Here is a 23,963-nt window from a genome sequence, read left to right as displayed (position 1 = left end):
AAAGCTTTATCTGAACTGGTGCCTGTCGAAGGAGGGTCAGAGCTTCATGATCAAGGAGCAGGGCAACCTGACCTCGCTGAAGGAGAGTCCAGCCTATCCCGAAGGCTACGATCCCAAGATCGTAAAGCCCTGGTATCCGAACTTCGACCAGTATGTGAAGCTGCATGCCGACTGGGTTGCCGATTGGGACAAGATCTATGGCTACCGTCAGTGATCGTTGGTTGAATTGGTGTAGACATGACGGCGACGCTCGAAGTCACTAACCTGCGCAAACAGTTTGCGATTGGCCGGCCGGCGAGATCGTGGTGCTGCTCGGCCCCTCCGGCTGCGGCAAGACCACGACGTTGCGCTGCGTCGCCGGATTGGAGCATCCGACCGGCGGCGAGATCTCGATCGCCGGCAAGGTCGTCTCGTCGCCGGAGCGCGGCATTCTGGTGCCGCCGCGTTCGCGCAACCTCGGCATGGTGTTCCAATCCTATGCGGTATGGCCGCATATGACGGTGCGGCAGAACGTGATCTATCCGCTCCGGCACCGCAAGGTGGCGCGCAGCGAAGCCAACCGCAAGGTCGAGGAGGTGCTGAAGCTGGTCGGCCTGTGGGAATATGCCGACCGGCCGGTGGTGGCGCTGTCCGGCGGCCAGATGCAGCGCGTGGCGCTGGCGCGCAGCATCGTCTATCACCCGCAGCTCCTGCTGCTCGACGAGCCGCTGTCGAATCTCGATGCCAAGTTGCGGCTGCGGCTGCGCGACGATCTTCGCGCCATCCTCAAGAAGACCGGCATGACCGCGCTCTATGTCACCCACGACCAGGCGGAGGCGGTCGTGCTCGGCGACCGCATCGGTGTGATGCGGGACGGCAAGTTGTTGCAGATCGGCAGCCCCGACGAAATCTACAACCGTCCGGCGGATCTATTCGTCGCCAATTTCACCGGCGCCACCAACGAGATCGCCGGGACCTTGATCGAGGCCAACGGCAAGTTTGGCCTGATCGATTTCGGCAAGGGCCGCCGTGCCGAAGCATCGCTGCTGCACCGGCTCAGCCCCGGCGACAAGGTGCGGATCGCGCTGCGGCCGGAGAATGTCTGCATCGGCAGACAGGAGAACGGCAATTCGTTCGCGGCCCGCGTGGTCGATCGCCGCTACCAGGGTACGCAGACGGTCTACGAAATCGATTTGTTCGGCAACAAGCTCGAGGCGCTCGAGCTCGGCACGGCAGCACGCCATACCGTCGGCGTCGAGACGCCGATCTGTCTGCCGCGCGAAGCCTGCTGGGCCTATCGTGACGCGGGACCGGCGTCGTTCGACTGATACCGCACTCTACGTCGACGGCATATCGAGCAGGGCTATGGCGGGCTCCTGGCGACGTCGGGCGTCACGATTTCACTTCACTGGATCAGGAAAGATGTCGGCAGACTTCGCTGGTGTACTCGCGGATCGTTCTATCGACTTGGTGATCCTCCACGCCGCATGCGGAGCACGCCCGACAGATCGAAATGGTGGCACGCCCGGGCAAGCACGTGTTTTGCGAGAAGCCGGTCGGGCTTTCCGTGGACGAGGTTCGGAGGTCGATGGATGCGTGTCGCGCTGCGGGCGTCCGCCTCGGCGTCGGGCATGAACGACGATTCGAGCCCGCGATGGAAGAACTGCGAAAGTTGGTGGTCGACGGATCTTTCGGGACAATTATGCACGTCGAAGCCGAGTTTCATTTGGACGGCTTTCGGGCGCAACCTCACGACACATTGTCTGCGTTCACCGGCAAGATGAACTGAAACGTGGCACCGTGGGGTACGTTTGCCGTGACCCAGAGCCGGCCCCCATGGGCTTCCACGATCGCACGGCAGATCGAGAGCCCCATGCCAAGGCCGCTGGACTTGGTGGTGAAGAAGGCGTTGAACACTCGGTTCGCGTTCTCGGCCGAGATCCCGATGCCGCAATCCGTTACACTTAGGAACACTTGGTGAGTCTCGGCCTCGCCTGATCGGATTACCAGTTCGCGGGACCGGTCCGTGACCGTCTGCATTGCTTCAACACCATTCATCACCAGGTTGATGATCACCTGCTGCAGCTGGACCCGATCACCAAGAGTCATGGGTAGAGCTGGTGCCAACACCGTTCGCAACGATACCTGGTGGCTGCTTAACTCGCGCTGCACCAGCGCGATGACCTCCCTGACGACGGTGTTGATGTCGAGCGGCACCTTCTCAATGTCAGTCTTTTTCGCGAGCGCCCGGACACGGCGGACCACCTCGCTGGCGCGGTTGCCATCGTCGATGACCCATTCCACCGAGCGGCGTGCTGCGGCCAAGTTGGGAGTGTCGCGGTCAAGCCAGCGCAGACAGGCCTCGGCATTGGCGATGAGGGCGGCGAGCGGCTGGTTCACTTCATGGGCGATGGAGGCCGTCAATTCGCCGAGCGTTGTGACACGCGTTACATGCGCGAGTTCCGCCTGCGCCTTGCGCACTGCCTGTTCAGCGTGATCCGCGCGTATCGTCGCAGTAATATCGGTGCCAGTGCCCCGATAGCCGATAAAATTTCCTTTTTCGTCAAACAACGGCTTACCGCTCAACCGGACGTATGTCGGAGATCCACTCAGGCTTATGGTGCTATACACGAAATCGCGAAACGGCCGATGGGCGTCGAGCATCGCTCGGTGCAGTCGCCATTTTTCGGGTGCCGATTCGACATCAGTAGCGATATCCCAGCGAGCCACACCAGTCAGGCGCGAGGGCTCGATGCCAACGGCATTGAGGTGCTCCGAGACGCGGGTCACCCGGTGGTCCGGCCCGGTCTCCCAGAACCAATCGGAGGCCGTTTCGGCATAGTCGCGAAAGCGCTGCTCGCTCTCGCGAAGTGCCGCCTCGGTCCGCTTGCGGTCCTCTATATCGGTAGCCGACCCATACCATTTGACAATGTTGCCCGCCTCGTCGTGCATCGGCTCGGCTTCGAACAAAAACCAGCGATATTTGCCATCGAAGCGCCGGAGCCGAGCTTCAAGCCCGCCTCGCACACCGGACTCCTGTATTGCGCTCCACTTCTGCAACATGCCCTTCTTGTCGTCAGGATGAAAAGCGCGGGGCCAACCAGTTTCGGCCTGGTCCAATGAGAGGCCAGTATAGTCGAGGGCTGGTTGATTAAGGAAATCGGGGATTCCTTGCGGTTCGGCGCGCCAGACCAGCGTGGGGATTGTGTCGATCACCAATCGAAGGCGATCTTCGCTCTGCTGCAGAGCTGCCTCCCGTTCCTGGAGATCGTTGTACAGACGGGCGTTCTCCAGCGAGATCGCCGCTTGGGATGCCAGCAGTTCGAGCACCGAGATCCGGGCGGACGTGAACACGTGCGATGCCAGGCTGTTCTCGAGATAGAGCACTCCGATCAACCGTCCTTGTTTGATCAACGGAAGGCAGAGGATCGACTTGATTTGTCGGTCGCGCAGATAGTCGTCCTCGGAGAAGAGGTTCGGCCTGGAGGCATCATCGACAATCACGCTCTCGCGCGTACGGATGACGTAGCGGAGGAGGGCTTCGGCACAGATAATCCCGGTGATTGGCTTGCGGTACAATACGACGTCGACCTGATTGCCTGTGGCCCGGGCCTCCGCCTGAATCAAATAGTCGTCCTCCACCTGCAGTAGCAGAAGGCCCCGATCGGCGCCCGCGTTCTCGAGCGCGATCGTCATCAGCCGCTCGATTAGCCTGGGTAACACGATCTCGCTGGCCACGGCCTGAGAGGCTTTGACGACGCTCGCTATATCGAGCTGCTGGGCCGGGGAGCCAATGGTCGCTGTGGGGCGGTGCCCTTCCGGAGCGGCCAAACGCGGATAAAGCTGATCGAGCTGCCTCACCTTGCCGTCGGCACCCCAGCGGAGGTAGCAGTCCCGGGCGTTGCGCAGATGAAGATGCCCGGTCGTGTCAATTCCGCGAGCCGCATAGAAACGGGCGGCTAGCTCGTGGGCCAAGCCCTCGTTCTGCACGAAGCTATGGTCACGGGCCAATTGAATGGCGTGTTCGTACAGACGCATGGCATCGGCATCCCGCCCTTCGAGCCGTGCGATCTCGGCCGCCACCAGGGCGTGCTTGTCCGCAAACGTCGGTGGATAGTTGTCGGCCCACTCGCGCAGTTGCTCTTGGTGCGCCGTCAGAAGCTCGCGCCACGCGCGCTGCTCGTCGACAGAGCCCTTCTCATATAGCGCTGCCACCGTCAGCGCAGCGTAATAAAAATAGTCGAGCAGCTGAATATGGGCTGGCGAAGCCCAAAGGACTGTCTTTGCCTTATCGACTGCCGCGAGTGCCTCGGCGTACTCGCCTGCCAGAAATCGCGCCTTGAGCTTCAGGATCCAGTACCAGGCGATCATCAAGCTCATCCGTTCTCCTGTCAGGTGCGCCTCGAACGTCGCCTCGTCGAACTGCGCGTCACTGAAGGTGGAGAAGGTCGTGGTCCGGCCCAGCATCGTGGCGATGAAGCGTTGCTGGCTCACGATAAGGTCGGCGGCGCGGCTGAACTTGGCTTTGCGGGCGAAATCCAGGCTCTTCTCCGACTCGCGCCACACCGCGTCGAGCGGATCATTGCGGAGAAGAAGGCCTGTGAAGCATTGGAATATGCTTAAGCTGGCGTAGGCCAGATCGCCTGCCTCGTTTGCGGCGCGAAAAGCCGCCTGATTGGAATCGATCGCCATCGTGATCGGCTGCGTCCACAGGGCAACCCATCCCATCGCGTGGTATACTTTTGCCTGGTAAGCGATGAAGCGATGCTTCTCGACCACGTCGCACGCGAGCTGTGCGAAACGATAACCCTCCGGATAATGGTGAAACGCCGGACCGAGGATCGTCCCAAGCCGGCCATAGGCATGCGCCGAAGCGCCGCTCGTCCCGTACTGCATGCTGAGGTTCACCATGCGGCACACGAGCAAGCAATAAAAGCGGAAATCGGTAAAGTAGGCGGGCGTGATCAGGACCGAGAGCATATCCATCGCGGCCCGCAGTTCCGGATCGTTTGCAAGCGGCAGATCGATCAATTGCTCGATCGGGCGCGCCCCAAGCTTGCGCCAGACCGTCTCGTATTCGGCCTGGACCTGTTCCCAGGTCGGGTGTGCCGGCAGGTCAATGCCGAACAGGCGCAGGCAGGTGAGCGCGGTGGTCACAGCCTGCAGGTGTTCCGAGTTCAGGAGGTGTAACTGGACCTTCAGATGGTAGACGGCCGCTTGGTCGACTTTCGACGCGCCGCGCTGCAGCAACTCCATAATCAACTGCTCGGCGGCTTCGAAGTTGCCGCTCAGAAGCTCGCACTCCGCGCGTTCGAGCCATACGCCGAACGTCAACCCGTACTGGTTGCCCCAGTCTCGATCGTCGAGCAGGGCCATGCCGGCCTCTAAATATGCGCAAGCCGACGCATAGGCCGCCGATGCCTTGGCCTTTCGCCCGGCGCGCAGATCGAGCGCGGCCACCTGCGCCTTCTCGTCCCGCTCGACCAGCAGCGCGGTGCCCCGATTGAGCTGGTTCGCGACATCGAACAGATGCTCGGCGGGATCGTCCCACGCCATATTCGCGAGCAGCACACGGCCGATGCGCAGGTGAATGTCGGCGCGCTCGGCTTCGGGAATGAGTGAATACGCCGCCTGCTGGATCCGATCGTGCAGGAATTTGTAGGCGCTGTCCTCGCGAAAGACGAGCCCAGCGTGAACGGCCTCCCAGAGTGCCGCGTGGGTAGCCTCCTCGGTTGTCCCGTGAACCAAGGCCAGAGTGACGATCGGGGCGGCATTGCCCAGGCAGGCGAGCTGTTTCAGGGTTTCCTGGGTGTTGGAAGAAAATCGTCTTAGCTTCCCGGCCATAAGATCCACCACGTTATCGGTGTAGCTCTTGGCGCGGATGCGATCGATGTTCCATTGCCACGCTGAAGCGGCTGGATCGAATGCGAGCAGTTCCTCGTCGGCCAACGCGATCAAGAACTGGATTGCGAAGAACGGATTGCCGCCCGTCCTCTCCTGGACTAGCTCTGCCAATGGCCGCGCGCGCTCCGGCTCGCAGTGGAGCGCGTCGGCGATGAGCCGGCCAACATCGTCGCGCTCGAGGGGCGCCAGCACAATCTCATGCACCCTTGCGTCGGCTGCGCGGATCGCCTCCAGAGTCCGCAGAAGCGGGTGCGCGGGGCCGACCTCGTTGTCCCGGTAGGCGCCGACCAGCAGCAGGTGCCGCACTTCCGAGTGCGTAACCAGATGCTCGAGGAGTTCGAGCGTTGCAGCATCCAGCCATTGCAAATCATCGAGGAACAGCGCGAGCGGGTGCTCCTTGCGCGCGAACACCCCGAGGAATCGCCGCAACACCATCTGGAAGCGGTTCTGCGCGTCCTGCGGCGGCACATCCGCGACCGGCGGCTGTTGCCCAATCACGAGTTCCAGCTCGGGAACGAGGTTGACGATGATCTGACCATTCGGACCCAGCGCCTCGATTAAGGATTTCCGCCACCGGCCAAGCTCCTCCTCGCTCTGGGTGAGCAGCGAGCGAACAAGGCTCTGGAATGCTTGGCCCAGGGTCGCGTAGGGGATGTCGCGCTTGTACTGATCGAACTTGCCCGATGCGAACAGGCCACGCGGGGCGACGATCGCCTTGTGCAGCTCGTTCACCACCGAGGATTTGCCAATGCCGGAATAGCCGGACACGAGCACGAATTCCAAGGTGCCGTTCGCCACGACCCGGTCGAAGGAAGTGAGCAGAATCTCGATCTCGCGCTCCCGGCCGTAGAGCCTCTCCGGGATTAGCAGCCGGTTCGATGCGTCGTGAGCGCCGAGCGGGAACGGGTCGATACGACCGTGCGATTCCCATTCCGCCAAGCCGCGCCGCAGGTCGGCCTCTACGCCAGCGGCTGTCTGGTAGCGTTCCTCGGCGGTCTTGGCGAGAAGCTTCATCACGATTGCCGAGAGCAGAGCTGGGACGCACGCGCCCTGCTCGTTGAGTGGCACTGGTTGCCGCGCGATATGGCAGTGCACCCACTCCATCGGGTCGGCGGCGGTGAAGGGGAGATGGCCCGTCAACATTTCATAAAAGGTGACACCCAGAGCATAGAGGTCGCTACGGGAGTCCACCGAACGATTCATCCTGCCGGTTTGTTCCGGCGCCATGTAGGCGAGCGTGCCGGCGATCACCTCCGGCGGCGCGGGGGCTTGATGCTCGCGCGGCAGACGCGAGGCAATGCCGAACCCGGTCAGCCATACGCCGCCGCTTGCCGCGTCCACCAGGATATTTGCCGGCTTGATGTCCTTATGGATAAGGCCTCGCTCATGCACTCGGCGGAGCGCCCCCGCGAGAGGGATCGCGATGCGCAGGAAATGCGATACGTCCAGTGGTCGGCCAAGCAGTCGATCGACCGGCGCACCGCCGGGATCCTCAAGGACCAGCGTCATGCGGTCATTGTAGCGCGTCAGCGCGACTGGTCGCGTTGCCCAGTCAGCGTCAAGTTCGGCTTTCAGCGCATATTCGTGTTCGAGCCGCTCGACGCAACCGAGCGCGGTTTCTTTCACGACAACAAGCAGGATCGGCGCCAAGCCGTTGCCGGAACCCCGGTAGAGAGCGATGTCTCCCTCCCTCAGCGGCGACAATGCGTAGCTCGAGAGCTGCTTCACGAGGGCCTCCTGCCAGGAGGACTGCTTTAGTACCTTGATTAGGTTACGTTTGCTCTGGCCCGTCAATCCAAAAACAGACGCCAAAAAAGCGATCCTATCACAGATCCGTGCTCTATTATGGCTAGAGATGAAGAGGACCGGGTTGGCCTTCACAAAGCTAAGATGCAATCTCGAGGAAGAATGCGCAGGCCGGTCAGCCGTACGTTCACCTGATCCTGCCGCAGCACGATCGCATCAGCCGAAAGGCTCCGCACGTTTTCGATGAAGCGGGCCAGAGAACAGCCCGATCATACCGCCAGCTTAGACGATTCCATCAAGTCATTAACTCGAATAAGGTTTTCGGTACACACAGGTACATTCACGGGGATGCAAAATCGAGCCCGTCGGCAATCGGTTGCGAGGCGACAACGAAATTGTCAGCTCAGCTGAACGCGAAAGCCAGCAAGCTCGAGCCCAGCAGCACAAGGCTGGCCACTGTCAGCGTGAGGAATCCATCGGAAACCAAATCGTGATTGTGCATGATAAACCTGCCGTGTGGGATGCTCGTCCGAATTTACTACAGCGTTCCAAACAGGCCTCTGAGACGCTGACGGAAATCGACTCCGTCTGCACGATTCAAAACTTTGCGCCTCGCTAGTCGGAGGCCTGGCTCAGCGCAGCGCCTTCCGCGTGAAACAGAAACATGCTCGATTTGGGCGGATTCTTCCACCACACTTGCGTTCTGCGGCATAACACCTTCTGGTCGTCTGCGATAAACCTTGGTTTGACCGTCACGACGAAACGGCAGCGATGTCGGGGAGGGCGTACGAAGTGTTCGGGATGGAGGCCAGTATGGAGCCGCGCTGAGGCCGCCTCGATTGGCGGCCTTGCAGCAAATTCCGATCAAGCCGCCTCTGCCCCAAGTGTCAGGGCCGTATGATGCTAACCAGGATCGAACATAACCCTGGAGGTCACTGGTGCGGGTCTTCGACTGTCCGCGATGGGAGTATGTCCAAAAAATGCCGATTGAATACCCGCAGAACGTGGGGCCGGCGGCCAGCAGGAATTTAGGCTCCCCACTGTCTCAGAAGGGAGCCGCCAGCGCTCACAACGGCGGTTCTTGCCTGCCTATGGCAAGCCACTCCGGGAATCTAACAGAAAATTTAATGGGACCGACGGATTGCGAATCTACATCAGGATCGTGCCGCTCTCCATCAGGCAGGCACTGCTAGTACGGTCCCAGCGGCTCCCCCCGGTCGCTGGGGCCAATCGCCCGCGCACAGCCGATCGGGGACGCTATCGACCTATGGAGAAATCTAAATGCAGAGAGTGAGGAAGGCTGTAGCTACGCCGTACGCCGTCCCGATCGGCACAGGCCTATTGCTCACCTTGTGTGCTTCCGCCAACGCCGCGACGGTGCATCGCTCTAAACCGCGACATGTCCAAGGTTTTCACTACGCCGTTCCGTCACAGCCGCCGTTCCACTACGACGACACCCCGAGCTACAACGATCCGTCCAAGTTTGGCGGCGGCACGGCGTTATAAGAACGAGACCGCCCGGTCATGCTCTGAATTGTCTTCCGCCTTCCGCGGCATGGCGGACATGGCCGACTTGCTACTGGCTCGACCCGGTCGCGAATGCAAACCCAAGCAGTCTCGCAAAGTCTGCCTTCTGTCAATCGGCCGCCGAGCCGCCTACGCCAACATGGAGCGCTATAAGCGGCCGCTTCAATTCGTCCACCTGGCCCAAGCGCAGCCAATCAGGCTCGAGAATATATTCGGAGCCTCAGGCGTTTTTTACCCGCCGATCCACTGGTGAACTCCGAATCGGCCGATGACGCTGATGTCGGCCATCGGCCGCGTTGCACAAGTCGTTGAATAACTCTCTTCGGATTGTGAATAAAATTTTAGCGGCCGATGGCGCGCTCACGCGCAACGGCGCGTGACGATCGCGGGCCGGAATTTGTGATCGTTTCCTCCTCTGACCTCGCGCAGCGGTGAACGACCATGAACAAATATTTCATTTAAACCGCCGGTCGTTCCACTCATCTCCAAAGCAGACGCCAGAATGTTTTGGCATCTGTATCCAATGGAGAAACTGAATGACCAGATTTAAAGTTCTGTCGGCTGGGCTGATCGCCGCAGCCATGCTGACCACGCCCGTGATAGCTCGGGAGTATCGGTACGTCGCCAAGGGAACCGATGTCAGCGCCCCGCGTGGCGCCCTTGATGGGCGTGACTGCGTCCGCGCTCCGGACGTCGGCGCATTTGCGTCGGCCCCCTATACCAGACCCCCGTGCGAACCGGCGTCGTTTAATTGATCAGTCGGCGCCGCATCGGGCTGAACGGCAACGAACCCGGATCGATAACCGTGCGCCCCTGGCACTGTTATGTGGGAAGCCTGTGAATAGTTCGGGCTGGGAGCGATTGCCACCAGCCCGAATTCTTTGAACGGCCCCACGCTGCTGAGCATTCAAATTTCCTGCGGGCGCGTGCGTCCGGTTGCGGCCCATCGCATTTCGCGGCGCTGCGGAATCTGGTCGCGATCGACCCAGCGAGATTGCCAACTGGCTCAATGATCGGGGTATTCGACCAGCCAGCGGACGTGCCGTTAGTCCCCAGCTATACACAAGTGACGGCATATGCAGGAGCATCCAATGGTGACGGTGCGCGAACCCGTTCCTAAGCCGGTAGGTATCACCGATCTGCGCCCAACCCAGATTACCGTAGGCATGCGCGAGGTCGAGGGAAAGCGGAAGGGCTGGCGCGAGAAGAAGGACAAGAAAGCTGCGGAGTTTCTCGGCAAACACATGATTCCAGTCATTCTGGGAGCCAGTGATCGCCTTTATATTATTGATCATCGTCATTTGACGCGCGCACTTCACGAGGAGGGCGTCAAAGATGTGTTGGTTGCGGTTGTCGCCAAACTTAGCATGGTCGACCCGAATACTTTTTGGAAGATTCTCGACAATCGCAGGTGGATGCATCCGTTTGACGACAAGGGTCGTCGTCGCGACTACAAGGATATTCCGAACTCCAACGTGCCGAATTGAATTGAGCCACGCCCCGCCGGGCGAGTGATCCGGCCATTAGGGATTTCATTCGGCATCGCGGAAAAACAATGGGATTGTAATGATCCTGATCGCATTCCCGCCAAAGTGCGCAAGAACACCACAGACTTAGCAAGCTGTGGCAAGCAAGATTGCGACGAACGAGTAGATTGGTCGCTTCGGAGGATCCTGAATGCAGGTAGGTTTCCAGTTGAGTGTTCATCGGCGCGATCTGCTGCGCTTCGCGATCGCAACCGCCGCGGCCACGTCAGGGACGCTGGCCACCGAGGCCGTCGCGGCCGAGCCGTTTGCTGGCCCTAGCAAGCGCAAGTCGCGTTATCAGCCGAACTCGATCGAGGTTCAAGATTTCTACCGCGTCAACAGTTATCCGACGCGATAGGGAGGCGTCCGTGCTTTTCAGGAAATCGGAACGCAGCGCAAACCAACACCAATCAGCCGTCGCACCGGCGGCTCCATCCGGCATCGGCATCGATCGCCGCAGCTTCCTCAACCGCTCAGGCTTGACCGTCGGTGCGCTCGCGGTGCTCGGCGATTTGCCGCTCGGTGGCGTGCGCAATGCGCAGGCCGGCCCGCCGCCAGCCGTTGGTGCGGCGGTTGCGACCCGCAAGAATATCTGCACCCACTGCTCGGTCGGCTGTTCTGTTATCGCGAAAGTAGCGAACGGCGTGTGGATCGGACAGGAGCCGGACTACGATAGCCCGATCAATCGTGGATCGCACTGCTGCAAGGGCGCCGCGGTTCGCGATGACGCGATGAACGACCGCCGCCTGCGTTACCCGGTAAAGCTCGTGGATGGGCAATGGACACGCGTCACGTGGGAAAAGGCCATCGACGAGATCAGCGATAAGTTGCTCGAGATCCGCCAGAAATCCGGACCGGACTCGGTATACTGGCTTGGGTCGGCAAAATTCACCAACGAAGCCGCCTATCTCTACCGCAAGCTGGCGGCTTTCTGGGGCACCAACAATTCCGACCATCAGGCGCGGATCTGCCATTCCACCACGGTCACCGGCGTAGCCAATACCTGGGGCTATGGCGCGATGACCAACAGCTACAACGATATCCGCAATGCCAAGACCATTGTGATCATGGGCGGCAATCCAGCGGAGGCGCATCCTGTTTCGCTCCAGCATATTCTTGAAGGCAAGGAGCTGAACCGGGCCAACATGATCGTCATCGATCCGCGCATGACCCGAACGGCCGCGCACGCCACCGAGTATGTCCGCGTGCGCCCCGGCACTCACATCCCGACAATCTATGGAATGCTTTGGCACATTCTCCAGAACGGCTGGGAGGACAAGGAGTTTCTTCGCCAGCGGGTTTACGGCATCGACGAGGTCCGCGAGCAGGTGGCGAAATGGAATCCCCAGGAGGTCGAACGCGTCACAGGTCTGCCTGAAGCGCAGGTCAAGCACGTCGCCGAAATTTTCGCCAAGCAGAAGCCTTCGACGCTGATCTGGGCGATGGGGCAGACGCAGTACTCATTTGGCACCGCGAACGTCCGCGCCAGTTGCCTGCTGCTGCTGGCGACGGGCAATGTCGGCGGTCCCGGAGGCGGCGCCAACATTTTCCGTGGCCATACCAATGTGCAGGGCGCCACCGATCTTGGCCTCGATGTAACGACGTTGCCGCTTTATTACGGCCTCGCGGAGGATGCCTGGCAGCATTGGTGCCGCGTATGGGAGGTGGACTACGACTGGATCGCGTCGCGCTTCGCGACCAAGGCGCTGATGGAAAGTCCGGGAATTACAAGCACGCGCTGGTTCGATGCGACTTTATTGCCGAAGGACCAGGTCTCACAGCCCAACGACGTGCAGGCGATGTTCGTCATGGGACATGGCGTCAACACCATTACGCGGATGCCGGAAGCCAAGCGAGGGATCGAAAAGCTCGAACTGCTGGTGGTGTGCGATCCCTATCCGACCGCCTGGTCAGTGCTCTCGGAACGCAAGAACGGCATTTATCTCTTGCCGGCCTGCACCAGCTTCGAGATGGATGGATCGCGGACCGCCTCGAACCGCTCGCTGCAGTGGGGCGAGAAGATCGTTGATCCGGTGTTCGAATCCAAGAACGACTACGACACGATGTACATGCTCGCCCGCAAGCTGGGCTTCGCCGATCGGATGTTCAAGAATATCAAGGTCGAGAACGGCTCGGTATCGGCAGAGGACATTCTGCGCGAGATCAACCGTGGCGGTTGGTCGACCGGTTATTGCGGACAATCGCCCGAACGGCTCAAGGCTCACATGAGGAACCAGGCAAAATTCGATGTGGTGACCCTGCGCGCGCCAAAGGACGATCCTGAAGTAGGTGGCGAGTATTACGGTTTGCCGTGGCCGTGCTGGGGAACGCCGGAGTTCAAGCATCCGGGTACAGCGATCCTTTACAACACCCATCTGCCAGTCAAGGAAGGCGGCGGCACGTTCCGCGCCAGGTTCGGTATTGAACGCGTCGTCAAACGCAAGGTGATGGAAAACGGTCAGCTGGTCGAAAAGGAAGAGCATGACAATCTGCTGGCCGATGGATCTTATTCAGTCGGGTCTGAAATCAAGGATGGATATCCCGAATTCACCTTGGCCGTGCTGAAGAGACTCGGCTGGGACAAGGACCTTACGCCGCAGGAAATGGATATCATTCAGCAGGTGAACCCTGCCAATCCCGATACGGTGTCATGGTCGACCGATCTTTCCGGCGGAATTCAGCGTGTCGCGATCGAGCATGGTTGCTCGCCTTGCGGCAATGGCAAGGCGCGCATGATCGCCTGGAATTTGCCTGATCCGGTCCCCGTGCATCGCGAGCCCGTCTTCACTCCCCGTACGGATCTGGTCGCGGACTATCCGGCCTACCCGGATGGCAGGCAGTTCCGGATGCCCAATATCGGCTTCACCGTGCAGAAGACGGCAGTCGACCGCGGCATCGTCAAGCAGTACCCGCTGATCCTCACCTCGGGCCGGATAGTCGAATATGAGGGGGGCGGCGAAGAGACGCGCTCCAACAAATGGCTCGCCGAGCTGGTTCAGAATATGTACGTCGAAATCAATCCCGAGGATGCGGGAGCCCGCGGGATCAAGGATGGCGGCTGGGTCTGGGTGAGCGGACCTGAGAGCAACTCGAGGACCCGCATGAAAGCTCTCGTGACGGAGAGGGTCGGCAAGGGTGTCGCCTGGATGCCGTATTCCTTTGCCGGCTATTACGAAGGTGCTGATTTGCGCGCCAAATATCCTAGGGGCAATGACCCAATCGTGCTGGGCGAAAGCGTCAACACACTCACGACCTACGGTTACGATCCCGCGACTGGGATGCAGGAGCCAAAGGCGACCCTTTGTCAGATCAGGGCGGCGTAGGAGCAGATCATGGCGCGCATGAAATTTCTTTGCGATGCAGAGCGATGCATCGACTGCAACGCCTGCGTTACGGCATGCAAAAACGAGAACGAGGTTCCCTGGGGCATCAACCGCAGGCGAGTCGTCACCATCAACGACGGCAAGCCTGGTGAGCGTTCGGTTTCGATGGCGTGCATGCATTGCACCGATGCTCCCTGCGCTTCGGTTTGCCCTGTGTCATGTATTTATCCGACCGACGACGGCATCGTGCTCCATGACAAGGATATCTGCATCGGTTGCGGTTATTGCTTCTACGCCTGTCCATTCGGCGCGCCGCAATATCCGAAAGTCGGCAATTTCGGTTCGCGCGGCAAAATGGACAAGTGCACCTATTGCGCCGGAGGCGGCGGCAACGAGGCGCCCGGCAGCGCCGCAGAGTACGCCAAATACGGCTCGGACCGGTTCGGCGAGGGCAAGCTGCCATTATGCGCTGAGATGTGTTCGACCAAATCGCTGCTGGCGGGCGATGGTGACGTCATCGCGCAGATCTACAAGGAACGGGTTCTGAGGCGCGGCTACGGTTCCGGCGCCTGGGGCTGGTTGACCGCCTATCACGAGGACATCGAGGTCTGAGTGCACGTTGGGTCATCAAGAACAGCGTATTCGCAAATCCGAGAAGGATAATCGCCATGGCGCTCTCAGCAGGTATTCGCTCGATCGCGGTCGCGGCAATGCTCTTGATCATGACGGCAATGGTTCCCGCCTTCGCTGAGAAGTTTGCCCCGGATGGCGCGCCCGACCCGAGCGCAAGCGTGATCGGCGAGCGTGCCCTGTTAAATCAGGTGCCGCATGTCGAAGGGCAGATCACTATTCCCGATGTGAAGGCCAGAGTGCTGATCCAGCCGATGGGACGGACCTGGGACTGCTTCCACGAGGTGCTGTTGCACTGGGGTGGCGCGATCGTCATTCTCGGCACCATCGTCGTCCTGGGCGCGGCCTATCTCATCATCGGAAGGATACGGATTTCGGCCGGCCGGTCGGGACAAAAGGTGCTGCGCTTCAAGGCCCTCGAGCGTTTTTCGCACTGGTTGACGGCAGTGTCCTTTGTTGTTCTCGGCCTCACCGGACTCAATGTCACCTTTGGCAAGATCGTGCTGATGCCGCTGATCGGCCCCTACGCTTTCGGGGATCTCTCGCAGGCTGCGAAGTACGTGCACAACTTCACCAGCTTCGCCTTCGTGGCCGGCCTTATCCTGATCGCGGCAATATTTTTCCGCGACAATTTTCCGCAAAGGGTGGACATAGACTGGCTCAAACAGGGCGGGGGCTTCATTACGTCGAAACATGCGCCCGCCGGGCGCTTCAATCTCGGAGAGAAGCTTGTGTTCTGGCTTTCGCTGGCGGCCGGTGCGGCAGTCACGGTGTCAGGCTTTCTGCTGTTGTTTCCTTTCTACGGAACCAACATCGCCGAAATGCAGGTCGCCCAAGGCGTGCATGCCGTCGTGGCCATCCTGTTCGTCGCCCTGATCCTCGCCCACATCTATATCGGCACGCTCGGCATGGAGGGTGCGTTCGAGGCTATGGGCACCGGCGAGGTCGACCTCAACTGGGCGAGGGAGCACCACGACCTTTGGCTCGCAAAACAGCTTGCCAAGCAACCGTTGCACGAACGCGGACAGTCCTCGGCAACGCCGGCGGAATGAATATCGGCTTTCTTTCGTGCGATTGGAAAGGCAATCGAGGAAATGCGAGATACGCCCCAGCTGATCAGTGACGCCGAGCCGAAGATGGCGGCGCTGCAGGCGGCCGCCGCCGTACCGATGCCGGATTTGCCTGTCATTTCCGTCGAGAGCTCAGGTGTTATTCTCGTCTACGGTCGGAATGAGGCGGCGATCGACGCCGGACGTCTGCTCGAAGATCGCCTCGACGTTACCGTGTTGATTACGCCGCCCACCGTCATCGCCGTTCCCGCGGCGACCGCTTTCCCGGTCGCGAAGGGGAAGATCGGAACCGCCAGGGGCCATCTCGGCGCGTTCGAGGTCACCGTTGACGATTTCGAAGAGCTGGTGTCGTCGTCGCCTGGCACGTTGATGTTCGGGCCTTCGCGCAATGGCGCACAGTCGCGTTGCGACATCATTCTCGATCTTTCCGGCGGATCATCGCTGTTTGCCGCGGCCGACCTGCGCGACGGCTATCTGCGCGTCGATCCCGGTAACCGGTCTGCCATGCTGGAGGCGGTCAGCAAGGCGCGCGATCTCACCGGCACTTTCGAAAAGCCCCGGTATATCGCCTTCGAGCCGTCACTTTGCGCGCACTCGCGTTCCCGGATCGTCGGCTGTACGCGCTGCCTCGATCTTTGCCCGGCGGGCGCCATCACACCGGCGGGAGACCGCGTCCTGATCGATCCGAACATCTGTGCCGGCTGCGGACAATGCGCGGCGGCCTGTCCTACCGGAGCGGCGTCGTATGCGCTGCCACCGGCGGATGCGCTGCTACGAAAGCTGCGCGCGGTGTTGCTTGCGTATCGCGAGGCCGGCGGAGCCCATCCGGTCGTTCTGGTGCATGATGAGGCGCACGGCGCGCCTTTGCTCGATGCACTGGCCCAGTTTGGCGAGGGCTTGCCATCGCATGTGTTGCCGTTCAGCGTCAATGAAGTCACGCAGGTTGGACTGGAGAGCATCGCGGCCGCGTTTGCCTATGGTGTGTCGTCCATGCGCTTTCTGCTGCGCGATCGGCCGCGGCACGATATCTCCGGGTTGCGGCAGACCATCGCGCTGGCGGAGCCCATTCTGGCGGGGCTTGGGTTCGACGGCGCGCGGGTCGCCACCGTCGAGACCGACGATCCCGACGTGCTCGGCCGCATGTTGCGCGAAGTTGCGTTGCTGCCGCCGACGCCGCGGCCGGCAAGTTTTCGGACCATCGGCGGCAAGCGCGATGTGCTGCGCTTCGCGCTCGGCGAGCTCTATCGCTCGGTTCCCGATCCGCTCGATGTGATCGCCCTTCCGAAGGGCGCGGCGTTCGGTGCGGTCGTGGTCGATGCCGACAACTGCACGCTTTGCCTGGCTTGCGTCTCAGCCTGCCCGACCGGCGCGCTGCGCGACGACTCGGAACGACCGAAGCTGCGTTTTGTTGAAGACGCCTGCGTGCAATGCGGCCTATGCCAGGCGACCTGTCCCGAACGCGTCATCAGCCTCGTTCCCCAGATCGATTTTCGCTCGGGCAGCGCGCCGGCGCGCGTCCTGAAAGAGGAAGAGCCTTTCTGCTGCATCCAATGCAACAAGCCGTTCGGGGTGAAGAGCACGATCGAGCGCGTGCTGGCCAAGCTTGAGGGCAGGCACTGGATGTATCCGGATGCGTCGCAACGCCTGGAGCTTATCAAGATGTGCGACGATTGCCGCGTCGCCGCCGTTTCGCAAGAAAACTTCGATCCTTACTCTGCGCCGGATCGATCGGTTCGCACCACCGATGATTATCTGCAGGAGCGCACCGATTCCAGTCGAGGCCCACGCCCGTGAAATTGCTGCGGACCATTCAGCTCGATGCTTCCGATGCCTTCGTGTTTGAACGCGCGGCGGCACCGGGGGAGTGGGCAGTCTCGGGCGCGTTCGTTTTCCTGAACCTAAACATTCCCGCACTGCAGGGCCGAGCCCGGGCCTCGTTCCGCGCCGGATTTTTGGGACTGAGTTCGCTCGGCCGTTCGACGCTGGTTCAGATCGTCGATGCGACGGAGCAAGACCGTGCGGCCGCGGTCGAGCTTCTCGCCGCGCAGCTTGTAGCACGATTTGGCGCGCCGAACCTCGCATCGGCGCATGCCGCCGCGGAGGAGGAAATCGCCTTCGCGGCCTCGCTTTGCCATTCGGCTGCCGGTGTCATCGTCGCCGTCACGCGGACATTCGAAAGCGGATCGATCCGGGAAGCGTACCGCTCGCTGCTTCCCGGCACGCAGTCACCGTCGCGTCCCTTCAACTTCGTGGAGGTGATCGGAGAAGATGGAACAGAGGCGGAAGAGCATCTCGACCTTGCGGAGCCCGCGAAAGGAGAGAGCATTTGAGCGAGAAGCAGATTTCCGGCTCTCCGGCCGGGCACTTGGTGCTGAAGCTGCAGAACCTCGTGGCCCGCTTGCCGATCGTTGTGAGGAGGCCGTAAATTGAGATCAACCGCACTCGCAAAGCTACCGGCAGGCGTCGTCGTCGAGCGGCGCAGGGCAAAAAGCGTGTGGGCGCAGTTTTTGTGGCGGCCGGTCTCCGTGTTCGCTGGAAAAGCCTCGGCGGTGCCCTGGACCGCGCTCGATACGCGCGCGGAAACCGCCCTGTTTTATGCCGGTCAAGCCACAATCGAATTGCACCGGACCGAGACAAGCTATTACCGCGACAACCTGACCTCCGCCGCGCCCAAGCTGTGGGTGGTTTTGCGTGCCACCGCGTCGGACCCGCCTTATGAGCTTCTCGCCGTGACGGCAGATCCGGCGGAGGGCGAGGCTTTCACGGATTCCGGCAGTAACTTGGTCGACACCGTGCCCATGCCACGCGACATCGCTGAAGTCGTAGATCAGTTTGTCGCCAGTCATCATGTCGAGCGACCCTTCGTAAGACGCCGGCGGGAATCGGCCGAAGCCTCGATCGCAAAACCGGACCACAGGCTTCGCCGCGCCGGACAGGGCGGCGAGAAATGACCGTGCCCGAGAATTTCGTTTCACGCTGGGTGCGGCTAAAGCGCGAGGTCGCGTCGGCACGCAAGACCGAATCCGTTGCGGAAGCACCGCAGCATGCGACGGCCGTTATGCCGGAGGTGGGACTGTACCCCAGCCAGCATAGAGACGACGCGGCGATTGACGAGGCGTTTGATCTGGCAAGCCTGCCATCGATCGAATCAATTGCGGCTGAGACCGATATCCGCGCATTTCTGCACAGCAGCGTACCCGCCGAGCTGACGCGACTGGCGCTGCGCCGGGCCTGGGCGAGCGATCCGGCGATCCGCGATTTCATTGGGATCGCGGAGAACCAGTGGGATTTCAATGATCCGGATGCCATGCCGGGATTCGGTCCGCTGCGGGCGAGCGACAATCTGCCAGGTCCTCTGCAGCAGGCACTCGGCAACGGCGAGAGGCTCGCGGAGGAAACATTGGCGGCATTGCCAGCGCCTCGCGAGCAAGGGCAGTCGCCCGTGCCGAATCGCGAGCCCGACGATCTTGATCGGAGCGCGGAGCGGAGGTTGGACGCCGCGCCGGCAGCCGGCCCCGATCTTGGAGGATTAGTTGTTGGCGGCGACACAGAAGGCATCACAGTCAGTAGAGATCGCGCTGTCGAAGCAAATGATGGTATGCCAAACCAGCGTTCACACGGAAGTGCCTTGCCGCGATTCAAAGTCTGATTTGAGGCAACGTGCGGCTGCGCTACATGCGAAAGTGAGAACTAAGCGGATGCAAGACCTGACCTCACCCATGTTGCTCGAATCCGTGGTCGACGAGATCGACCATGCGCGGGCGCGGGAATACGCGCTGCTCGCGGCCCTGCTTTCTTGTAGTCCCGATGCCCGACTGATCGGGCAACTCGCGCTGCTGATGGGCGACACGACGGCGCTCGGACGAGCTCATGCTTTGCTGGGGAAGGCCGCCAGCCGCTCGAGCGAGCAAAGCGCCGCACGGGAATATTTCGATTTGTTTATCGGGCTCGGTCAGGGCCAGCTGCTGCCGTATGCGTCCCATTATCTAACTGGCTCGCTGTACGGCCGTCCGCTCGCCAGCCTGCGTGAAACCCTTCAGGGCCTCCGCATCGAACCGACCGTGCTGTCCGAACCCGAAGATCACGTTTCAATTCTTTGCGAGATCATGGCGGGTCTGATCACAGGGGAGGTCGCCGCTCAGCCTGGTGCCGATCGCGAGTTCTTCGAAGCCTACCTCGCGCCATGGGCGAAACGCTTTTTTGCCGACCTCGAACACGCAAAATCGGCTCATTTCTTTGCTTGCGTGGGCATGCTCGGGCGAACCTTCATGGGCATTGAAAGCGAGGGCTATGCCCTCTTAGCTTAGGGCTTGCGGATACCCGCGTATTGAGGAATTGGAGCAGACAGGAGAAATGCAATGCGCGCATTCATTGCCGCTTGCCTTGTCGCCGGTGTCATTATCGCCGGGGCTGCGGTCGTCCTCGACAGCTTCGTGCAGGAACCAGTGTCGGTGGCATTTGCAGAACCTAGCACACGAATTTGACGTCGCTGGCCGTATGGATGAACTTACCGGTATCCGAGTTCGCCCTCCCGGTCGGCCAGCTTGCGACAGGAATCGGCAAGGGTCCAATCATCGCTCTCACCGGACATAATGAGAGTTAGGGACCGTCATAGGAGTCGCTTTACCGCCCGGCAGACAGGATAAAACGCCGCCGCAGCAACAAACTTGTTCTGCGCGACGTTTTCCATCGAACCGCGCTCGACGGACGAAAGGCTGAGCCAGCCGCCTTGAGAGAAACCGACAACGATTACCCGCTTTGGATCGACGAACGGCTGCTGAACAAGGGCTTCAGAGCCTGATAGGGATCAAGGGCTGTGTCCATTGCCGCAGCGGGACGACTGCACGTATTCTTGAGCTTGCGCGGACCGAAACTATCGATGGTCAGTGTGACTTATCCCCCAATCGGCGTTGTCTTGTGAGCATCGCGACGGCCGTCGATCGAGATCTCGCAAGAGCCGGAATGTGGCATCTCACGGGAGTTAAGGGCGGCGAATGCCAGGATCATCGTCCGGCCGAGCATAACGAGATAGGCCGACGTGCCCCCGGCCGGTAATCACGCAGCTTCCGCGAACGCGCTCAGGACTGGGACCGAACCGGCCAAGTGCCAGGCCAATCGCCCGCGCTGCAGTCGGATAAAACAGCCTATGGCCGCGCTCCCCAGGCTCCATGCGTGGGATCGAAGGAGATATCTCAGGTTCTGGCCCTTCGCGTCATTTCGCGTGCGCGCAACGATCAGGTCAAAGCGGACATCAAATGGCAGGCAGGACCGGCTGGATCGGTCGCGATGACCCATTCGAGACATGGCTTGCATCTTGTCTTTGGCGAGGGGCGAAGGCTTGATGGGCAGAATGGACTGGATGCCTGAAACAACGATTGCTGCTGCGTGGTTGATCTTTCTTGCAACCTACGTCGTCGTGGCCGTCGGCAAAATACCCGTATACCGGATTGACCGGGCTGGGGCGGCCCTGCTTGGCGGCAGTTTGATGGTCGCCACCGGCGTACTGTCGCTGGAGGAAGCTTATCAAGCGGTCGACTTCAACACGATTGTGCTGCTGCTTGGCATGATGATCGTCGTCGCCAATCTCCGGCTCTCAGGATTTTTTCGTGCTATCACCCACTGGATCGCAGGCCACGTTAGGCGGCCGATAACGTTTCTTGGAATGGTAGTTTTTTCCTCCGGGGTTCTCTCAGCGTTTCTAGTCAACGACACGATCTGCTTGGTGATGACCCCGCTCGTGCTCGAACTCGTGACACGGCTAAAGCGAAATCCTATTCCCTACGTCTTGGCGATCGCTACCGCGTCTAACGTCGGGAGTGTCGCGACCATCACTGGAAATCCTCAAAACATCATGATTGGAAGCCTCTCCCGTATCCCTTACGGCGATTTTGCTGTGGCGCTTGTGCCGGTCGCAGTCATCGGGCTCATGATCACCTACGTTTTCATCGCATTATCCTATCGGAGCGATTTTTTTACGCGCGATCAATTTGACCCAACCGACGTACCAGCCCGCTATCATGGACCGCTGTTGGCGAAGTCCATTGTTGTTCTGGCGGTCATGGTCGTGCTTTTTTTCTTCGGCCAACCAGTTGCCAAGGTGGCTATTATGGGTGGTGGTTTTCTGCTGCTCACGCGGCGCGTGAGACCTGAAAAGGTTTATATCGAGATCGACTGGCCACTTCTTGTGATGTTTGTCGGGTTGTTTGTCGTCACTGGTGGGCTCGAGAAAGCGGTGATCACGGCCGATGTCAGCGCTGCGATCGCCCGCCAGCACCTCGACAACCCGACAATCCTGGCCGGCGTTACGGCCCTGCTGTCCAATCTCGTTAGCAACGTTCCGGCCGTGCTTCTCCTCAAGCCATTCGTTCCGAATTTACAGGATCCGCAACGCGCTTGGCTTGTGGTCGCCATGGCGGCGACGCTGGCTGGAAATTTTACCCTGGTCGGTTCTGTTGCCAATCTCATTGTCGCCCAGCGCGCGAAGGCGCGAGGGGTGGAATTAAGTTTTTGGGCCTATTTCAAGGTGGGGGCGCCACTCACGGTCCTGACTATTGCTTTTGGGCTCTTGTGGCTCTGAGGCAGTTCGGTCGCCCTCAAGCCGACAGGCGGCAAGTCCACTTGTGCCCAGAGCCGACGCCGTCCTTCTCTATGAAGCGCGCCGCAACTGCGACCGCGAAGCGATGGTGGCGAGCAGTACTGCGAGAATGCCTGTCAAGAAGATTCCGTCAAACGTCCCTGCGCCGCCGATCGAAGCGATGGGCGCGCCGAGGCTCCCGATCTTGTCCAGATTGAGAAGATCTGCGCCAATCAGCGTTCCCATTGATCCGCCGATATAGGCCAGCGGTGCGGCATATTCGCGGGAGAGCAGGAGGGCAAGCATCGCCGTGCTGACGACAGGCACAAACACCGGAACGGCGATTCCTATTCCGGGTACCGGCGTGGCCATCCAATGGATAATGGCGGCGATTGCTGCCGTGGCGATCGCCGCCCTGACCCAGAGGTCATATCGAATGAGCAGATAGGCGGACATCAATGTCGGGATCACGGCGCCGCCGACATTCACGGCCAGGATCGTGCCGCGCGAAACCACAACCGGCACGACATAGCGCATACCGAAAAAGTCCACGATCTCTCCGGACCTGACCGGTGGGCCGGTCAACTCCGTGATCGGAACGTTGATATAGCTGCCGATCAATGAGCCGAACAGGAGCAGGAATGCAGCTCCCGGACCCACTCCCAGTCGCATATAGGCATATCCGAGGATCCGCAGCTGGATCAGGATGACCAGCACCACAGCCAGGAAGACCAGGATCGAGAACGATCCCGGTGTCAGTGGCAAATAGTGAAACTGACTATCCAAGATCGGTGCCCTGCTTGGCTTGACTGGCCGCTCATTAGTTGGGAGATCGTTCACACGATCACAAGGATCATCCCGTAGGAGTGCGCGCGCGGCTCGACTCCCGAATGATATGGCCGTCTTGGCGGTCCGTTTGTTGCCGATCTCATTCGGCGGGCGTGGCCGCGGCCGCGCGGTGGTCCGTCGCCATCCGCTCTAGGGCGAGCCTGGCGAGGCCGGCGTGCAGAATGGCAGCGACGATGGCGCCGGCGATCGGGGCCGTCAGATACAGCCAGGCATCGCTGAAATCGCCGGTTGCGACCATCGGGCCCAGCGCCCGCGCCGGGTTGAAGGGAGCTCCGGTGAGGGCGCCGCCCATGATGATGTTGAAGGTCAACGTCATGCCGATCGCCAGCGGCGCGAGGCTGCCGGCGCGGCCTGCAACCGCGGTGCTGAGGACGACCGTGACCAGAAAAAAGGCGAGCAAGGCCTCGATCATGAAGCCGGCCTCCGGGGTGATCGTCAGGGTCGTGGCGCCCAAAGCCAGGTTATGCGCGAGAGCCGGCATGCCGAGGCCTGTGGCGGTGCCGCCCAGAACGGTCCGCAGCATGAGCGCGCCGGCGACACCGCCAATGAGCTGGCCGATGATGTAGCCAAATGCCTCGCCAATCCTCATTGCGCCGGCGGCGAGCACGCCGACGGTGACGGCGGGGTTAAAATGCCCGCCCGACACTGGGCCGTAGGCGAAAGCAAGGGCCATGATGGCCAGGCCGTGAGCGAAGGCAACCGCGGTGATACCGTTGAGGCCGGCTCCGCCGCCGACCACGGCCGCGGCACCGGCCCCGATGAACACGAATGAGAAAGTGCCGATGAGCTCGGCGAGGAGTTTTGGTGCAATCCGGTCGGACATTGTTCTCTCCAG

19 protein-coding genes and 1 pseudogene are annotated in these 23,963 nt (G+C 60.8%); 16 read left to right on the top strand and 4 right to left on the bottom strand.

Translation table 11 applies throughout. The features are described 5' to 3' along the window. From J6497_RS19600 to J6497_RS42025, 3 genes and pseudogenes are all read left to right on the top strand, one after another. A pseudogene (locus J6497_RS19600) lies at positions 1-214 on the top strand (ABC transporter substrate-binding protein); the annotation flags it as partial. Positions 215-305: 91 nt separating this feature from the next. Continuing rightward, positions 306-1,307 carry an ABC transporter ATP-binding protein gene (locus tag J6497_RS19595; protein WP_312010334.1) on the top strand — a complete coding sequence of 334 codons (1,002 nt, stop codon included), beginning with the start codon at positions 306-308 and terminating at the stop codon, positions 1,305-1,307. Positions 1,308-1,492: 185 nt separating this feature from the next. Continuing rightward, positions 1,493-1,768, top strand: coding sequence for a Gfo/Idh/MocA family protein (locus J6497_RS42025; RefSeq protein WP_376708235.1), 276 nt, complete (start codon positions 1,493-1,495; stop codon positions 1,766-1,768). Here J6497_RS42025 and J6497_RS19585 read toward each other — a convergent pair. Further along, the gene (locus J6497_RS19585; protein WP_225705901.1) at positions 1,729-7,611 is read right to left on the bottom strand and encodes an AAA family ATPase; all 5,883 of its coding nucleotides are present in this window, start codon (positions 7,609-7,611) and stop codon (positions 1,729-1,731) included. The two genes, J6497_RS42025 and J6497_RS19585, sit on opposite strands and share 40 nt — an antisense overlap. A 1,299-nt stretch (positions 7,612-8,910) precedes the next feature. On the opposite strand from J6497_RS19585, the gene J6497_RS19580 reads away from it, so the two are divergent. From J6497_RS19580 to J6497_RS41260, 12 genes are all read left to right on the top strand, one after another. Next, positions 8,911-9,135: a hypothetical protein gene (locus J6497_RS19580; RefSeq protein WP_225705900.1), complete on the top strand. Its 225-nt coding sequence runs from the start codon at positions 8,911-8,913 to the stop codon at positions 9,133-9,135. 1,112 nt (positions 9,136-10,247) lie between these two features. Next, positions 10,248-10,643: a ParB-like protein gene (locus J6497_RS19570; protein WP_225705898.1), complete on the top strand. Its 396-nt coding sequence runs from the start codon at positions 10,248-10,250 to the stop codon at positions 10,641-10,643. A 190-nt stretch (positions 10,644-10,833) separates the two neighbouring features. Next, a complete protein-coding gene (locus J6497_RS19565; protein WP_225705897.1) occupies positions 10,834-11,040 on the top strand; it encodes a formate dehydrogenase in 207 nt (68 codons plus the stop codon). Between the two features lie 10 nt (positions 11,041-11,050). Further along, complete coding sequence (locus tag J6497_RS19560) at positions 11,051-14,005, top strand: formate dehydrogenase subunit alpha (RefSeq protein WP_225705896.1); 2,955 nt, start codon at positions 11,051-11,053, stop codon at positions 14,003-14,005. 9 nt (positions 14,006-14,014) lie between these two features. Beyond that, positions 14,015-14,617, top strand: coding sequence for a formate dehydrogenase FDH3 subunit beta (fdh3B, locus tag J6497_RS19555; protein WP_225705895.1), 603 nt, complete (start codon positions 14,015-14,017; stop codon positions 14,615-14,617). A 56-nt stretch (positions 14,618-14,673) separates the two neighbouring features. Continuing rightward, positions 14,674-15,687: a formate dehydrogenase subunit gamma gene (locus J6497_RS19550; protein ID WP_225705894.1), complete on the top strand. Its 1,014-nt coding sequence runs from the start codon at positions 14,674-14,676 to the stop codon at positions 15,685-15,687. A 42-nt stretch (positions 15,688-15,729) separates the two neighbouring features. Then, positions 15,730-17,499: a 4Fe-4S binding protein gene (locus J6497_RS19545; RefSeq protein ID WP_225705893.1), complete on the top strand. Its 1,770-nt coding sequence runs from the start codon at positions 15,730-15,732 to the stop codon at positions 17,497-17,499. Beyond that, the gene (locus J6497_RS19540; RefSeq protein WP_225705892.1) at positions 17,496-18,035 is read left to right on the top strand and encodes a DUF6505 family protein; all 540 of its coding nucleotides are present in this window, start codon (positions 17,496-17,498) and stop codon (positions 18,033-18,035) included. The genes J6497_RS19545 and J6497_RS19540 overlap by 4 nt, the downstream gene beginning before the upstream one ends. A 96-nt stretch (positions 18,036-18,131) precedes the next feature. Continuing rightward, entirely contained in the window at positions 18,132-18,656 is a 525-nt protein-coding gene (locus tag J6497_RS19535) for a DUF3305 domain-containing protein (RefSeq protein ID WP_225705891.1), read from the top strand. Then, the gene (locus J6497_RS19530) at positions 18,653-19,354 is read left to right on the top strand and encodes a DUF3306 domain-containing protein (RefSeq protein ID WP_225705890.1); all 702 of its coding nucleotides are present in this window, start codon (positions 18,653-18,655) and stop codon (positions 19,352-19,354) included. Before J6497_RS19535 ends, J6497_RS19530 begins: the two co-directional genes overlap by 4 nt. 49 nt (positions 19,355-19,403) lie before the next feature. Then, on the top strand, positions 19,404-20,012 hold the full coding sequence (locus J6497_RS19525) for a TorD/DmsD family molecular chaperone (RefSeq protein WP_225705889.1): 609 nt from the start codon (positions 19,404-19,406) through the stop codon (positions 20,010-20,012). A 51-nt stretch (positions 20,013-20,063) separates the two neighbouring features. Further along, a complete protein-coding gene (locus J6497_RS41260) occupies positions 20,064-20,189 on the top strand; it encodes a hypothetical protein (RefSeq protein ID WP_283844569.1) in 126 nt (41 codons plus the stop codon). 125 nt (positions 20,190-20,314) lie between these two features. Here the strand turns inward: J6497_RS41260 and J6497_RS42020 are convergent, their stop codons facing one another. Further along, positions 20,315-20,455 (bottom strand): hypothetical protein, encoded by a 141-nt coding sequence (locus tag J6497_RS42020; RefSeq protein ID WP_512699961.1) that lies wholly within the window; start codon positions 20,453-20,455, stop codon positions 20,315-20,317. A gap of 600 nt (positions 20,456-21,055) precedes the next feature. On the opposite strand from J6497_RS42020, the gene J6497_RS19515 reads away from it, so the two are divergent. After that, positions 21,056-22,282 (top strand): ArsB/NhaD family transporter, encoded by a 1,227-nt coding sequence (locus tag J6497_RS19515; RefSeq protein WP_312010333.1) that lies wholly within the window; start codon positions 21,056-21,058, stop codon positions 22,280-22,282. Between the two features lie 69 nt (positions 22,283-22,351). Here the strand turns inward: J6497_RS19515 and J6497_RS19510 are convergent, their stop codons facing one another. Both J6497_RS19510 and J6497_RS19505 read right to left on the bottom strand, forming a co-directional pair. Further along, positions 22,352-23,065 (bottom strand): DUF1614 domain-containing protein, encoded by a 714-nt coding sequence (locus J6497_RS19510; RefSeq protein WP_225705888.1) that lies wholly within the window; start codon positions 23,063-23,065, stop codon positions 22,352-22,354. A 142-nt stretch (positions 23,066-23,207) separates the two neighbouring features. Then, positions 23,208-23,951 carry an MIP/aquaporin family protein gene (locus J6497_RS19505; RefSeq protein ID WP_225705887.1) on the bottom strand — a complete coding sequence of 248 codons (744 nt, stop codon included), beginning with the start codon at positions 23,949-23,951 and terminating at the stop codon, positions 23,208-23,210. Between the last annotated feature and the right edge of the window lie 12 nt (positions 23,952-23,963).

It is taken from the genome of Bradyrhizobium cenepequi (genome assembly GCF_020329485.1).
Classification (GTDB): domain Bacteria; phylum Pseudomonadota; class Alphaproteobacteria; order Rhizobiales; family Xanthobacteraceae; genus Bradyrhizobium; species Bradyrhizobium cenepequi.
This window is presented reverse-complemented; position numbering and strand designations above follow the sequence as displayed.

Excerpts from the sequence above, each read along its gene's own strand:
- J6497_RS42025 (WP_376708235.1), top strand. The coding sequence starts at position 1,493 with ATGGTGGCACGCCCGGGCAAGCACGTGTTTTGCGAGAAGCCGGTCGGG.
- J6497_RS19580 (WP_225705900.1), top strand. The coding sequence starts at position 8,911 with ATGCAGAGAGTGAGGAAGGCTGTAGCTACGCCGTACGCCGTCCCGATC.
- J6497_RS19570 (WP_225705898.1), top strand. The coding sequence starts at position 10,248 with ATGGTGACGGTGCGCGAACCCGTTCCTAAGCCGGTAGGTATCACCGAT.
- J6497_RS19565 (WP_225705897.1), top strand. The coding sequence starts at position 10,834 with ATGCAGGTAGGTTTCCAGTTGAGTGTTCATCGGCGCGATCTGCTGCGC.
- fdh3B (WP_225705895.1), top strand. The coding sequence starts at position 14,015 with ATGGCGCGCATGAAATTTCTTTGCGATGCAGAGCGATGCATCGACTGC.
- J6497_RS19550 (WP_225705894.1), top strand. The coding sequence starts at position 14,674 with ATGGCGCTCTCAGCAGGTATTCGCTCGATCGCGGTCGCGGCAATGCTC.
- J6497_RS19545 (WP_225705893.1), top strand. The coding sequence starts at position 15,730 with ATGCGAGATACGCCCCAGCTGATCAGTGACGCCGAGCCGAAGATGGCG.
- J6497_RS19530 (WP_225705890.1), top strand. The coding sequence starts at position 18,653 with ATGACCGTGCCCGAGAATTTCGTTTCACGCTGGGTGCGGCTAAAGCGC.
- J6497_RS19525 (WP_225705889.1), top strand. The coding sequence starts at position 19,404 with ATGCAAGACCTGACCTCACCCATGTTGCTCGAATCCGTGGTCGACGAG.
- J6497_RS41260 (WP_283844569.1), top strand. The coding sequence starts at position 20,064 with ATGCGCGCATTCATTGCCGCTTGCCTTGTCGCCGGTGTCATTATCGCC.
- J6497_RS19515 (WP_312010333.1), top strand. The coding sequence starts at position 21,056 with ATGGACTGGATGCCTGAAACAACGATTGCTGCTGCGTGGTTGATCTTT.
- J6497_RS19505 (WP_225705887.1), bottom strand. The coding sequence starts at position 23,951 with ATGTCCGACCGGATTGCACCAAAACTCCTCGCCGAGCTCATCGGCACT.